General features: G+C 52.8%; 10 protein-coding genes. 3 read left to right on the plus strand and 7 right to left on the minus strand.

The genetic code is table 11. The annotated features are described in order from the left end of the window. Positions 1 to 29: 29 nt before the first annotated feature. Together G6R38_RS01235 and G6R38_RS01240 are read right to left on the minus strand one after the other, a co-directional pair. On the minus strand, positions 30 to 428 hold the full coding sequence (locus G6R38_RS01235) for an SxtJ family membrane protein (RefSeq protein WP_166819872.1): 399 nt from the start codon (positions 426 to 428) through the stop codon (positions 30 to 32). 5 nt (positions 429 to 433) lie between these two features. After that, positions 434 to 2,158, minus strand: coding sequence for a carbamoyltransferase family protein (locus G6R38_RS01240; protein WP_166819873.1), 1,725 nt, complete (start codon positions 2,156 to 2,158; stop codon positions 434 to 436). A gap of 279 nt (positions 2,159 to 2,437) precedes the next feature. Here G6R38_RS01240 and G6R38_RS01245 point away from each other — a divergent pair, with 279 nt between their 5' ends. Beyond that, a complete protein-coding gene (locus G6R38_RS01245; RefSeq protein WP_166819874.1) occupies positions 2,438 to 4,003 on the plus strand; it encodes a S10 family peptidase in 1,566 nt (521 codons plus the stop codon). A 98-nt stretch (positions 4,004 to 4,101) separates the two neighbouring features. Beyond that, complete coding sequence (gene nadD / locus G6R38_RS01250; RefSeq protein WP_166819875.1) at positions 4,102 to 4,710, plus strand: nicotinate-nucleotide adenylyltransferase; 609 nt, start codon at positions 4,102 to 4,104, stop codon at positions 4,708 to 4,710. A gap of 96 nt (positions 4,711 to 4,806) precedes the next feature. On the opposite strand, the gene G6R38_RS01255 is transcribed toward nadD, so the two are convergent. The 4 genes from G6R38_RS01255 to trpD form a co-directional block, all read right to left on the minus strand. Then, on the minus strand, positions 4,807 to 6,198 hold the full coding sequence (locus tag G6R38_RS01255) for a sulfatase family protein (RefSeq protein ID WP_240928020.1): 1,392 nt from the start codon (positions 6,196 to 6,198) through the stop codon (positions 4,807 to 4,809). A gap of 129 nt (positions 6,199 to 6,327) precedes the next feature. Beyond that, complete coding sequence (locus tag G6R38_RS01260) at positions 6,328 to 7,806, minus strand: tetratricopeptide repeat protein (protein WP_166819877.1); 1,479 nt, start codon at positions 7,804 to 7,806, stop codon at positions 6,328 to 6,330. A gap of 41 nt (positions 7,807 to 7,847) precedes the next feature. Further along, positions 7,848 to 9,431: a TIGR02996 domain-containing protein gene (locus G6R38_RS01265; RefSeq protein ID WP_166819878.1), complete on the minus strand. Its 1,584-nt coding sequence runs from the start codon at positions 9,429 to 9,431 to the stop codon at positions 7,848 to 7,850. 1 nt (position 9,432) lies between these two features. Then, positions 9,433 to 10,464, minus strand: coding sequence for an anthranilate phosphoribosyltransferase (gene trpD / locus G6R38_RS01270; RefSeq protein WP_166819879.1), 1,032 nt, complete (start codon positions 10,462 to 10,464; stop codon positions 9,433 to 9,435). 203 nt (positions 10,465 to 10,667) lie between these two features. Between trpD and G6R38_RS01275 the strand changes: the two genes are divergently transcribed. Then, positions 10,668 to 12,098 carry a sigma 54-interacting transcriptional regulator gene (locus tag G6R38_RS01275; protein ID WP_166819880.1) on the plus strand — a complete coding sequence of 477 codons (1,431 nt, stop codon included), beginning with the start codon at positions 10,668 to 10,670 and terminating at the stop codon, positions 12,096 to 12,098. Positions 12,099 to 12,156: 58 nt separating this feature from the next. Here G6R38_RS01275 and G6R38_RS01280 read toward each other — a convergent pair whose 3' ends face one another. After that, entirely contained in the window at positions 12,157 to 13,164 is a 1,008-nt protein-coding gene (locus G6R38_RS01280) for a PDZ domain-containing protein (RefSeq protein WP_166819881.1), read from the minus strand. Positions 13,165 to 13,613: the final 449 nt, after the last annotated feature.

The following is a 13,613-nucleotide window of genomic DNA, read 5'->3' on the forward strand; positions in this document are numbered from 1 at the left end:
TGCGAGATTTCGTCACCAACGGTACGCCTTTAATACTGACGGAACGAACGAACGGGGTCATCCGTCTGGTGAATTGGTTCCCAAAAGGTTTCGGCTTCGCTGGTGCAATCTCGTCCCAAAGAATCCGTGCCGCAGACTCGCCGCATCAATCCAATTGGTGTGACGACGAGAAAGTAAATCGCAGCCATCACCAAGTGCGAAACGAGCCAACCAATCGGCGTCACAAGCAGCATCCAACCCCGATAGACCATACGAATCCTATCTGGGCGAAGCAAACCCAGCAGGCCCAATCCAGTCAAAGTGCCTGCCGATACGACAGACAGTGTCTCAGGTCGTTGTATCGAAGCCGTCAGCCAAACGATCCCGCCAAGAATCAGCAATCCGCCCGCAAAGAAGCGAAGTTCCACGATCGTCGGAGACTTCTTCATCAACATCAGTCCTCTGAATGACTTGGCTTGGTCACAAGGAATCGATCGATCGCCAAAGCGTCGATACCTGTCATTTGGAAGCAACGGATGGCATCGTCTGGTGTGCAGACTATCGGCTCACCACGGACGTTGAAACTCGTGTTAACCAGTACCGACTGCCCGGTTCGGCTATGGAATGTGCGTAGCAACTGACCCAGTTGCGGATTCTGCGAATCGCGGACGGTTTGCAGACGTGCGGAACCGTCGACATGCGTGATCGTTGGAAATCGCTCCCCACGGACCGGCACCACAACAAGCATATAGGGGAACTCCGCTCCCGGAGGAATCTCAAAGTTCTCTTGGGTGAATTCGTGCAATGTCACCGGTGCGAACGGGCGAAAATCTTCGCGTCTCTTCACGCATTGATTCAGCGTGGTCTGCATCTCCTTCCGATTCGCCGCCGCCAACAGACTCCGATTCCCCAGCGATCGCGGACCGAACTCCATACGACCTTGGAACCATCCGACGACACGCTGCTCCTCAAGCAACGCCGCCACCCGATCGCACAAATCTTGGTGACTGGCAAACTCCTCATAGCAAAGTTGGCTTCGATCGAGTGCGTCCCGAACTTCCGATGACGAAAACTCAGGACCAAACAAAGAACCGGCCTGCCGATCCTCATTGGACTCGCAACGCGGCTTGTTCAATCGTTGATGCCAAACCCAGAAAGCGGCGCCTAATGCACCGCCAGCATCACCCGCGGCGGGTTGGATCCAAACATGTTCGAACGGGCCCTCTCGCAGAATTCGACCATTGGCGACGGCATTCAACGCAACTCCACCCGCCAAACACAGTGACTTCAAACCCGTTTCTTCATGAATCCCGTGAACCATCCGGAGCAGAATGTCTTCCAAGACCGCCTGAATCGACGCCGCGACATTCATGAACCGTTTTGTCAATTCGCTCTCTGGCTTCCTCGGCGGACCATCGAACAAACGATGAAACTTTCGTGACGTCATTTGCAGCCCATGGATAAATCGAAAGTACGATAGATCCAACCGGAAGGAACCGTCCGCCCGAACGTTCACGAGGTGCTGGCGAATACGATCGGCATAGACCGGTTTTCCATACGGTGCCAAGCCCATCAGCTTGTATTCGCCCGAGTTCACGCGGAAGCCACAATACGCGGTGAACGCGGAATACAACAACCCGAGCGAATGCGGAAACCGGAGACGTCGTTGCAACTCGATTCGATTTCCTTGGCCCACTCCCCAAGTCGCGGTTTCCCACTCTCCGACACCGTCAACCGTTAGAATCGCGGCTGTCTCAAACGGCGATGGAAAGAACGCGCTTGCTGCATGGGACTCATGATGCCGACAAAACACCACCGCATTGCCGGTCGTTCGACTCGCGACCCGAGTCAATTGTCGACGAACCCAGAGTTTTTCCCGAAGCCAACCCGGCATCGCCCGAGCAAACGAAACAAAGCCTCGTGGTGCGACATCCAAGTACGTTTCCAAGATTCGGTCAAACCGAAGCAATGGTTTCTCGTAGTAGCACACCCAATCCAATTCCGACTGTGAAATCCCCGCGTGGTTCAAGCAGAATTCGATCGCATGAACAGGGAACGATGAGTCGTGCTTGATTCGCGAAAACCGCTCTTCCTGGGCAGCCGCGACGATCTCCCCATCGATCATCAAAGCCGCTGCGGAATCGTGGTACAACGCCGAGAGACCAAGAATTGCAACCATTCCAACTCCATAATCTCCGCAGTCCAAGACAATCGCTGACCCGTCGCAGCGAAGTCCCATCAGATCACGCCATTCCCTCAATTGCGAGCATAACATCACGCCTTGGCAAAGTGATCGAAGGTGATCGAATTCGAAACCGATAGAATCAAAGTTCCCCACCGACCTGTTCGTTGCCCATCCGCCTTGTTAATTTAGGTAAACCAAGAAGTATTCTCAGCCACCGTTCAGCTCCCGTGAAAACAGAGAAGACCTCGATTCGGTCTAGGATGAACTAACGTCATGCAAAATTTGATCACCTCACCAAAGACGAGGATATTGTTCAGTCTGGTTGTCGGTTGTTTTGTTCAAGTCTCCCTGGCCCAAGACGAGCCCGGCGAAAACGCGAAATCCCCAGTTCAGCTTGAACAAGTCATTGAGGTCAGTGCCGATCCACAGTCGAAACCTCGAGACTCCGGACACAGCATCACGCAACACACCGCCAAAATCGGTGACAAAACCATTGCCTACGAAGCCACCGCCGGCACGCTGCCACTCGTTAACGACGAGGGGAAGAAAACAGCCGAAGTTTTCTTCGTTGCGTACGTTGTCAATCGTTCTGAAAACGCGAAGAAAAGACCGTTGACATTTTGCTTCAATGGCGGCCCGGGGTCGTCTTCCGTCTGGTTGCATTTGGGCATGTTAGGTCCGAAACGTGTGAAACTCAATGATAATGCCAAGCCCGAACCGGTACTCGGCAAACTCGTCAACAACCCACACTCATTGCTCGACGTTACCGACCTAGTGTTCATCGACCCGGTCAGTACCGGTTATAGTCGTCCCGAGAAAGATGAGAAGAAATCGCAATTCCACGGCTATCGTGAGGACTTGAATTCTGTCGGTCAGTTCATTCATCACTACGTGACAAAGTATAACCGCTGGCAGTCTCCGAAGTATCTTTGCGGTGAGAGTTACGGCACACTGCGAGCCGCCGGATTAGCTGACCGTCTACGCAGCCGATACTATTTGGAACTCAACGGGATCGTGTTGATTTCGTCAGTCCTCGATTTCCAGACGATTCGCTTTGGCGAAAACAACGATCTCCCTTACATCGCATTTCTCCCCAGCTATGCCGCTACGGCCTGGTATCACAAGCAACTCGCGGACGAATACCAATCACAGCCACTCACAAAGTTCCTGAGGGAAGTTGAAGAGTTCACTCTCAACGATTACGCGACAGCACTCCTCAAAGGCGACGACTTGCCTAACAAGACGAAACGAGAAATCGCTGACAAAATTGCTGCGTACACAGGTCTTTCCCGTCGCTATGTCCTGCAATCGAACCTCCGAATTCGGATGTCGCGTTTCGCAAAGGAGCTGATGCGTCGCGAAGACGAAACAGTCGGTCGTCTCGATAGCCGATACAAGGGAGCCGACCGCGACTCAACCGGTGATTCGTACTCCTACGACCCCAGCAGTGCAGCGTTATCGGGGGCCTACACCTCGGCAATGTATCACTACCTTCGAACCGAGCTGAAGACGACAAAGACTGAACCCTATGAAATCCTCAGTAGCCAAGTGCATCCTTGGAGCTACAAACCATTTGAGAATCGATATGTTTCTTCGACGGAGTCTTTACGCTCCGCCATGACTGAGAACCCGTTTCTCAAGGTCTTTGTTGCAAGCGGATACTACGATCTCGCCACACCGTACTACGGGACCGTCCACACCTTCCGGCATCTCATGCTCAGAAAACCGCAGCAAGAGAATGTCACATTGAAGTACTATCGTGGCGGACACATGATGTATGTCCACGAGCCAAGCCTTAAAACCCTAAAGTCAGACCTCGTGGAGTTCTATCGAGAGTAACTGACGACTAGCACTAGGAATGGTACTTACACAAACACGGCAGGACGAGTAGCTATCGGTTCGGCATTTGTGATTTCATTACTTGAAGGAACGTAGTGATGAGAATAGGCATTTATGGAGGGACCTTCGACCCGATTCACTTCGGGCACCTCGTACTAGCCGAACAATGCCGCGACAGTCTGGATCTCGACGAAATCTGGTTCGTTCTTGCTGGCGATCCTCCCCACAAGACGGACCTCTTGATCACAGAATCGACGCATCGAGAAGCCATGCTTCGCCTTGCTATCGCGGGGAATGAAACCTTTCGGCTCGACCGCAGAGAGTTGACACGCAGCGGTCGAAGCTATTCGGTGGATACGCTCCAAGAAATCACAGATGAAAACCCGCGTGACGAAATCTTCTTCCTCATTGGTTCCGACTCGCTCCGCGATTTCCCGACTTGGCGTCATCCCCAACGGATCGCTGAACTGGCAACGATTGTTGCAGTCAATCGCGGGGATGACATAATCAGCGACGTGGAAAACATCGTCGGCGAACAGATCGCAAAAGCGGTCCAAACCGTGCAGATCCCCGGAATCGAAATCTCTTCGTCAAACATTCGTCGACGTGTGCAGCTGCAAAAAAGTGTTCGCTATCTACTTCCACCAAGCGTGGAAATCTATATTAGCGAACACAATCTCTACACCGCAAAACCAGATCAATCCTAGTCTCACCTTCACGGCCACCTCTGAATACCCGTTGGCAAGCACGAATGATGAGACTTTGAACGAGAGCAAGTTGCGACCAGAACCGCTGCGATGAACTTACTCGTACTTCCATTTTGATTTCCAAGGGTCACGCGTTTGTTCCTGATAGTCCTGCAGTTTTTCCTGTAACTCCTTGAGGAGGGGTTGAAACTGTGGATCGGTCGCTAGGTTCTTCGTTTCGTGAGGATCGGACTTAACATCATAAAGTTCATGCCGCTGACGATTGATGTAGTTGTAGACAGATCTCTGCCCATAAATTTCGGCGTTTGACTCCAAGACCTCTTGCCACGTGGGGCAAGACTGAAGGTCAGACGCAAATGGATAGGGCAGGGGGCTTGCGATGTTGAAGATGTATTTGTAATCACCTTTCATGATCATCCGCATCGGAAAGTACATGGTAATTTCATGGAATGTGTGGGACGCATAATTCTCGTTCCACCCTTCAGGATTCTCCTCATCGAGCACAGGTAGAAACGATCGACCATGAAACCGATAGGGTCGTTTGGGCCCGTTGGTGCTCAATTTGCCGACATTCTCCCGCGGGCGAAGAATCGGAGCCTTGAAGTCGCCAACACCGCAGAGATCCGCAATCGTTGGTGCGATGTCGGTCCACATTACCAACGCATTGTTCTTTGAGCCGGGCTTTTTCAAGTTTGGATGTCGAACAATCAATGGTAGCCGGGAACCAGGTTCATAGAGATTCGTCTTTGCACCTGGCCAAGGCGGACCGTTATCAGATAGAAACATCACAACGGTATCGTCAGTGTGATTTAGCTCTGCAAGTGCATCGAACAGAACACCCAGCCCTTGATCGAGTCGACTAATCGCCTGATAGTATTCCGCAAGTTCTTTCCGAGCGACTAATGTGTCATTCATCCACTTAGGAACAATGACATCCTCGGGCAGATACCGAACTGGCGTGATACCGGGATAGTGCTCAGGGTCTTCGTTGTGGTTTGCGAACCCGTCGGGACCGCCACCGCGGTGCGGATCACTTGAACAGAAATATAGAAAGAATGGCCGCTCATCATCTTCGGCAATCCATTCCTTGGCATTCAAGGCCATGCGAACAGAGTTCCGATTCCCTTGCACACCAGAGTTTCGATAGGTGTCGAAGTGATAGACGTACTCCGGGGCCAAGTGATACTTGCCAATTGAGCACGTGCGATAGCCATTTTCCGCTAGCAAAACCGGCAACGACTTGACAGATTCGTAAGTGCTAAAGTGGTTGGAGCCGTGGGCATGGCCGTAATGCCCGATGGAATGATTCTGCATCCCTGTCATCAAAACACTACGAGAAGCACTACAACTCGCAGTCGTGCAGTGTGCTCGCGGAAACCAAACCCCTTCCTTCGCCAACCGATCGAGATTCGGCGTTTTGATGACGGGATTCCCAAAACAGCCGGCTTGGAACCCCAGATCGTCGGCAACAATGAGTACGACGTTCATTCGGGATTCCGCAGCATTCGCTGTATTAACACCGAACATGCTAGCAGCAGCAAGCATCAATTGAAAAAACAGCCTCATATTGAACCCTTTGAAAAAAGACAGACAATAATACGACATGCAACATCCTAGTTATGGAATACGATTCGGGAATCGTTGCTCGGCCGGTAGACCGTCCGATCGACCTTGCGTCCACCCCTGAAGTGCGTCGAGGGTCCGCTGACCTTTCAGAAAGTAGAAATCCTCGAGCGAATCCATGTGGCTTCGAAAACACTGATCGACTCGCTCATTCCAACCGGAGTCCAATTGACACCAATCGTGTTCCGCCAAGACCTCAGCAAGTTGTTTCGCGATCTTCTGATGAGCATCGAAGTCGGGATGGACATGATCCACGAGCGAATGACCATCTCGCATCTGCACACTCAAGTCCACAACAGGGACATCACATTCATCTGCCACACGACGCAAGGCATCTTCCATGACACTCAACATCCGTAATGGGCAAGTATCTTCGTCCCTAGCGGTCACAAAAGCTTCCTCGGCTTGAGCCTGTAAGCCAAGCGTCTGGTAGCATTTCGCAAGCTCATACCACGTCGCGGCATGCCGACCGTCAATTGCAATAGCATCCTTGAAGATCGCAATTGCCCCCTGCGGATCTGCCCGCATGGTTTCTTGGGCTTGTCTTAATAGTTCTCGCCAAGCCGCATGTGCTTCAGGATCAAGACCACTCGCAACTTCAGATTTGAACGGAGGACAGTCATAAAGATTCGAGGGCGGAATCACAAGGATAATCGGCACACCCGCGACTTCTGCAGTCCCAATGAGGCGGCGTACGTTAAACTCAAAATGTGCAACCACATTGGTTCGCCACTGATCATCGCGATAATAGGCTGCGAGTCCGTTCTTGTAGTCAAGCATTGGGTCAGTCTCGGCTGACATGACAAGCCCACTAGCATCAGTATGTACCCAACGATTAATTACATTGAATAGTCGCGACTTCGAGCTTACTCTGAGAGCCCGCTTCAAGACGGGTGATGCGTCTCTGAGATGCTGATAACTGCGATCCTCTAAGAATTCGTTGTGCCCTGTGCAGAGAATGATGAAATCCGGATCATAGTTTAGGACTTCCTCCAGAATAGGTACGAGCCGATAACTCGCATAGGAGATTCCGCCGCAGTTAACCACAGTCCAGTCGTTCGACTGGTCAACTTCGTCCAATGCCATCTCGAGGAAAGTGGGGAACGAGGTTGGCGTTGAGTACGGTCGGCCTTGCACGGTTGACCCACCCAAGCAAAATATGCGTTTCGCTCGGGACGGCTTGCTTTGTGCGAATGATTCCGGCGCGAAGAAGTTGTATCGAGACTCTGGGATTCGGTACTCGTGCTTCGCTTCGTCGAGTATGAAGAGCGGTCGAACTTCGTGAAAACCTGCAAAAGGATCCGGCCCAAGACTTGGGTGACCGAGCCCGAATAGCCGGCAGGCGAACTCCGCTATGAGAAAGACCATCAAAGCCAATCCGACGGTTAGCAATCGGAAAATCCAAAGTCGATAGCGGTTGGGGGCGGGAGGACTCGACGCCTCTTTATTGTAACTATCCGCTGCTTGACTCATGGTCCATTCGACCTATTCGTGAATGCTCGTCTTGCGGGTCATCAGAAGCGACAACGCCCCGGCCAGCGGTCCTCGGCAATCTCCAATAACTCCGCAGGTCGGGCTGCGTTGCCGACCCCCCAGTGCAAATGTGCCAAATCATGGAGTTGAGGAGAACTCGCCAATGCCAACAGACTTTTCTTCTGAAGCGGCTGACCACTCAAGTCAAGCTCTGCAAGACCTGAGACCGCATCAGATTTCCCAAGACACTTGAATTGTGTTTGATTCTGTCGAGGGATTCGACTGAGATACAAAGTCTTCAATTGCGGCATGAGTGCCGAGTCAACAATCTTTTGAATTGCCTCACGGCCGACTGGGTTACCTCCGATGAACAAACGCCGTAGACTCCTTAGACAGTCCGAGTTCATCAAACTTTCAAGTCCTGTCTCACGAATTTCACATTGATTGACCCGAAGTGTTTTAAGTTGCCCCAAGACTTTTGACTTCGCTAGTACTGCTGCGCCTGTATCTCTGAGTCGGTTAAAGCTGAGATCGAGTTCCTCTAGGTTGGTGAGGGTCGGATTCTTTAGCAACGTGCGAAGCTTGCCAGAGCCAACTTTCTGTGAGGAAACATCAAGAACCTTGAGTGACGAGAAATCCGCCGCAGCCAATGACTGCATGCCACGACCCGTAATTGCTCTCGCAGCGGGCTGAATAGCCGGTTGATTTTGCCCACCGAGCCGAAGCTCTGTCCACTGAGATGATGTTCCAAGTGATGTCAAAAATTCCATTCCGTCATCGTCGAAATCATGTCCTGACCAATCCCAACTCTTGACGGTTTCCTGCCAAGGTGTGCGGTTTAGTAGTCGTTTTAAGATTTCGGTCTCGGTTGCAAAACCTGTCATCGCTAAGTGCTCCAAACGAGGTATCTGGCACTTTGCGAATTGTTTGACCGCCTTAATTTGTAGAAGTGGACGTTCCCTCGGAATGTAGTACGAACGGGCATTGATGGTGAGTCGACGCAGGTGTGTTAGGTCGTTCGCCTTTTGCAATGGACCGACGACTTCTGCCAAACTCGTATTCCGCAATTCCAAGCTTTGGAGACTCTGGCTATGCGGATGAGCTAGGATTGCTCGCAGCTGCGGTTCCACACTGCCTTGCCAATCGAAGGTCAATTCTGTGAGTTTCTCAAGATACGGAGACTTCGCAAAACGCTGAAATTCCTTCTCCCCATGGTCGTCATAGAATAGGTGGAGTCGCCGCAACGGCATTTGCTCGAAGATCTTTGCCGCATGTTTTAGGAACACACGAGTGCGAACACGGACGGATTCCCGAAATCCGCGAACGAGTTGACAACTTCCTTTGCCCGCGAAAAATGGCTGATATTGGCAGTGCGAGAATCCATGCCGCACGCGACGCATTCCGTCGAACCACTCCGCGAGGTGCCGGTTCAGTAACTCGGTTTCGCGGTTCTTCAAGTCTCGCCAGGAATCATCGGCGGGAGTGAGGGCCGCTAACTCCACTTGGACACGGATGAACTCTCCACGTGGATCGCCTTGCTCGTCGAGCCAGTCCGCGTACACCAAGCGTGCCAGGTCATCTTCTGGCTCGTCGAGAACCGCCTGCAGAAATGGATTCGCGGACATTTCACGACCCGGTGTGTGCCTGAGTGAATGCCTGGAGCTTTTCGAGTGTCGCTTGTGCGGTTCCGGAGTCGATTGTTTCCGCAGCTTTCGCGACTCCCGCGCGAAGATCCGCAACGGCATTCACTGTGAGTAGCGCCGCGGCGGTGTTCGCTACGACGATGTCACGCGATGGTCCAGTGTCACCGGCGAAGATGGATCGAATACGTTCCGCACTTTTCTCCGGGGAATCGACCTTCAGTTCCGCCACGTCACAGGTGGGAAGACCGAAATCGTCTGGCGTCCATGTAAGTTTGCGGACCGAATCGCTTCCGACCTCGAATACGGTGGTTTCCCCCCACAATGCGACCTCATCAAGTTGATCCGCTCCACAGACGACGAACGCACGACGTCGCCCCAAACTCGCCAATGCGCCGGCGAGCAACTCCGCTGAACTTACGCGACTGGCGCCGAGCAATTGGAACTCAGCATTCGCGGGATTGGTCAGCGGTCCTAACAGGTTGAAGACTGTCCGTAGACCCAATTCGCGTCGGATGGGAGCGGCATGCTTCATGGCACCGTGCACGAGCGGAGCGTAGCAAAAACCGATGCCAACCTGCTGAATACACTCGGCGACCGCAACGGGTTTCAATTCGACGTTGACTCCTAATGCTTCCAGCACATCGGCCGATCCACTTCGACTCGATGCGCTTCGGTTGCCGTGCTTGGCGACCGGAACACCGGCGGCGGCAGCGACGATTGCGGTCGCGGTGCTGATGTTGAAGGTGTGAAGATGATCTCCGCCCGTTCCGCAAGTGTCGAGTAGCCCAGTTTGTGTCGTGGGAATGCGGATCGCACGGGAGTGCATTGCCCGCGCGGCCCCGACAACTTCATCCACGGTTTCCCCGCGAAATGCTAACGTGGCCAACAATGCGGCGAGTTGAGTCGACTTCGCGTTTCCATCCATCACTTCACCGATAGCCGCTTCGGTTTCGGCGACGGTCAATGCTTCTCGATTTATCACCCGATGAAGGGCGTTTTCAATGGCGGTTGTCATTCGATTTCCTTGTTTCGCGATACTCATGCGAGCATCGCCTCTCTAATGGGTTACGTCAACTCCATGGTCGTTTTCGGCCGTGCAGATTTTCGGAACTCGCCCCGCGCACGTTGACCGATCTTCTGTCGGACCTATAATCTGCACGATTGAACTCAGACATGAAAGAAATCGCGACCCGCCATCGTTCCCCGCCGAGAGAATCCATGACCGACCGACCGAAAACACTCAGTGAACTTCGTGAGAGCGGCTACCGTAGCTTGCCGGTCAAGCAGGAGATGCGTCGCAATCTGCTGGCGAAGCTTCGGCGGAACGAACCGGTGTTCCCGGGCATTCTCGGTTACGACGAAACCGTGTTCCCGCAAATCTACAACGCGATCCTCTCCCAGCACGACATGCTTCTTCTAGGACTGCGTGGACAAGGGAAGACGCGGATGCTGCGAATGCTTACCGCTCTGCTAGATGAATGGCAGCCGATCGTCGAGGGATCGGAAATCAATGACGATCCGCTCCATCCACTCTCAAAGTATTCACGGGATTTGGTGGCGGAGAAGGGCGATCAAACGCCGATTGCTTGGGTGCATCGTGAAGACCGTTACCATGAAAAGCTGGCAACGCCGGATGTGACGATCGCGGATTTGGTCGGTGAAGTGGATTTGATCAAACACGCGGAAGGTCGGCATCTCGCCAGCGAAGACGTCATGCACTTTGGGCTGATTCCGCGGAGTCATCGTGGCATCTTTTGCATGAACGAATTGCCGGACTTGTCACCGAAAATTCAGGTGGGTCTGTTCAATGTTCTCGAAGAACGTGATGTGCAAATCCGTGGGTTTTCCGTGCGGCTACCGTTGGATTTGTGCTTGGTGTTCAGTGCTAACCCTGAGGACTACACCAACCGCGGACGCATCGTGACGCCATTGAAAGACCGGATCGGTTCCGTGGTCCGGACGCACTATCCACTCAGTCGGGATCTCTCGGTGAAAATTACCGCCGAAAATGCCTGGACCGAACGTGAGGAAGAATCGGTTTCGGTCGCGGTTCCGCAGTTCATGAAGGAGATCGTCGAAGAAGCCAGCATGTTGGCTCGGACGAGTCCGCATGTGAATCACGCGAGCGGTGTCTCGGTGCGAATGAGCATCGCCAACTATGAAAATATGGTTTCCAACGCGGAACGTCGTGCGGTTGTGGCTGGGGAGGAAACGACCGTCGCGAGACTCAGCGACTTGGCGTACATTGCCGCCGGCGCTCGCGGAAAGATGGAACTCACGATGACGGAGGAAGCCGGTGAAGAAGACCGGTTGGTGATGCGTCTCGTCGAAGAAGCCACAAAGAACGTCTTTGATGCACACTTCAAGACGAAGCAGTTTCGCAACGTGGTCGAGTACTTTGAGACTGGGAAGACGCTCGAAGTCGGTGATTCTGTTTCGACGTCAACGTATCTCGAGTTGATTGATCAAATCCGAGGGTTCAGCCGCCAAGTCGAGGACATCGCGGCCGAACTTGCACCGGAACTCGAGAAAAGCTCGTACGCACCGGCACTGCGAGCTAGCATCGCCGAATTGATCCTCGAAGGCTTGCACACCAACAACCGCCTCAACAAGAAACAGTCGACCGGAACTTCGCGGTACGGGATGTAGTGCGATCAGCGATCCCAACCGGGAACACTCTCTTCATGCGTTCCCGGTTCCACGCGAATCACTTCCAGCCTTCCAGCGTGATTTCGAATTCCAACAATTGGTTATTCCGCAGTGCCGTTGCAGCGATTTTGTCGCCTGGATCGTGACGGCCGATCAATCGGACGAGTTGTTCGAAGTTGTCGACGTCCTGTCCATCGAATTTCAGCAGCAGATCATTCTTCCTAAGGCCGGCTTTCGCAGCCGCTTGGTTAGGACTGACGGTACTCAATTCACACCCTCGTCCCGGCAACGCGACTCCGCTGACCCCCAAAAACGCCGGTCCACGCCAACTGACATCGACTTGCGGCAACGCCTTTTGGATTTCGGCGACATCGTCTTCTGATATCGCATTGACGTACTCCATGTCGCCAACTTCCTTGCGGATCACATAGAGTTGCTGAAGTCGATCAAGCCGTTTGATGTACTGTAAATCCTCGGACTTGCCTTTCCATTTTTGGAGCGTCAAGATCACGATTTCCGGCGGCTGATTCCGAGTGACGTTTTGGAGATTGCCGTCCAGCCCTTCACGATACCGGACAATGCCCCCCAACCGGCGAATGGCGGCCAACGCTCGTTCTTCCCGAAGATGGTAATTCAACGCGAGAACGTCGTTCGCCTCTTTCTGAATGACAGTTCCGGAATGGAAACGTTTCGTGCGGTCGGCCAACTCCTCCAACGCGACCTGAGCTTCCATGGAGGTCTCGGGAATGCCGTAGAGGAACAGGAACTCCAGAATCTGAACGGCTCGGGTTGCGACTTCCAGTTCATGCGTTTTGGCCGCCTTCAAGACGGGATCAACAACGTTTGCACCGCCCGTTGCCAGCGTCTTGGTCGCGGCTTGCCGACGCGCAAATTTTGGAGATGACAAATCCTGGATGAGCGTCTCAATCTGCCGCTCGGTGAGCGAAGGTCGATCGGACTTCTCGGCAACCACCGGTGGTGGGTCTGCCCACAATTTCGACACTGGCGTCGTGTTGACGAGGAAACAGCTCGAAAAAACCACGGTGTTCAAGACGAATCGAATCATCTGGACCTCAATGTAAAAATGTTTTCATCGCTTGACGCTACCCATGACCATTGCAATATGATACAAATTTTGTGGAATCCTGAGCAAGTCGCGCGATTTTGCAACGGATCATTTTGCAACATCTGTATGAGGGTTCTACTCCCTTGCTGTTGCAATGTGCGGGCCAACTTGGTGTGGACGATTTTTGTCCCGATCTGCACAAACTCCTCACAACCCTGTGGGAATTTTGTGCAAAGCTCCGAATTTTACTTGGAAACCCCCTGAACTGCTCATTACGCTGAAAATTTGGATTTGCTGCTGTGCGATTTCGGACAGTAGTGATTCTCCGCTTCAAGCGTTCGTCAGTCTGTCGTTTCTCTCTCGGCAATGACTGGGCGGTTTGGCAAATTGGAATGATTGACCATTCTAACCTCCAAGCCTGAAATTCAAGCCCTTGATCGGATTAACAA

It is taken from the genome of Thalassoroseus pseudoceratinae, assembly GCF_011634775.1.
Lineage (GTDB): Bacteria > Planctomycetota > Planctomycetia > Planctomycetales > Planctomycetaceae > Thalassoroseus > Thalassoroseus pseudoceratinae.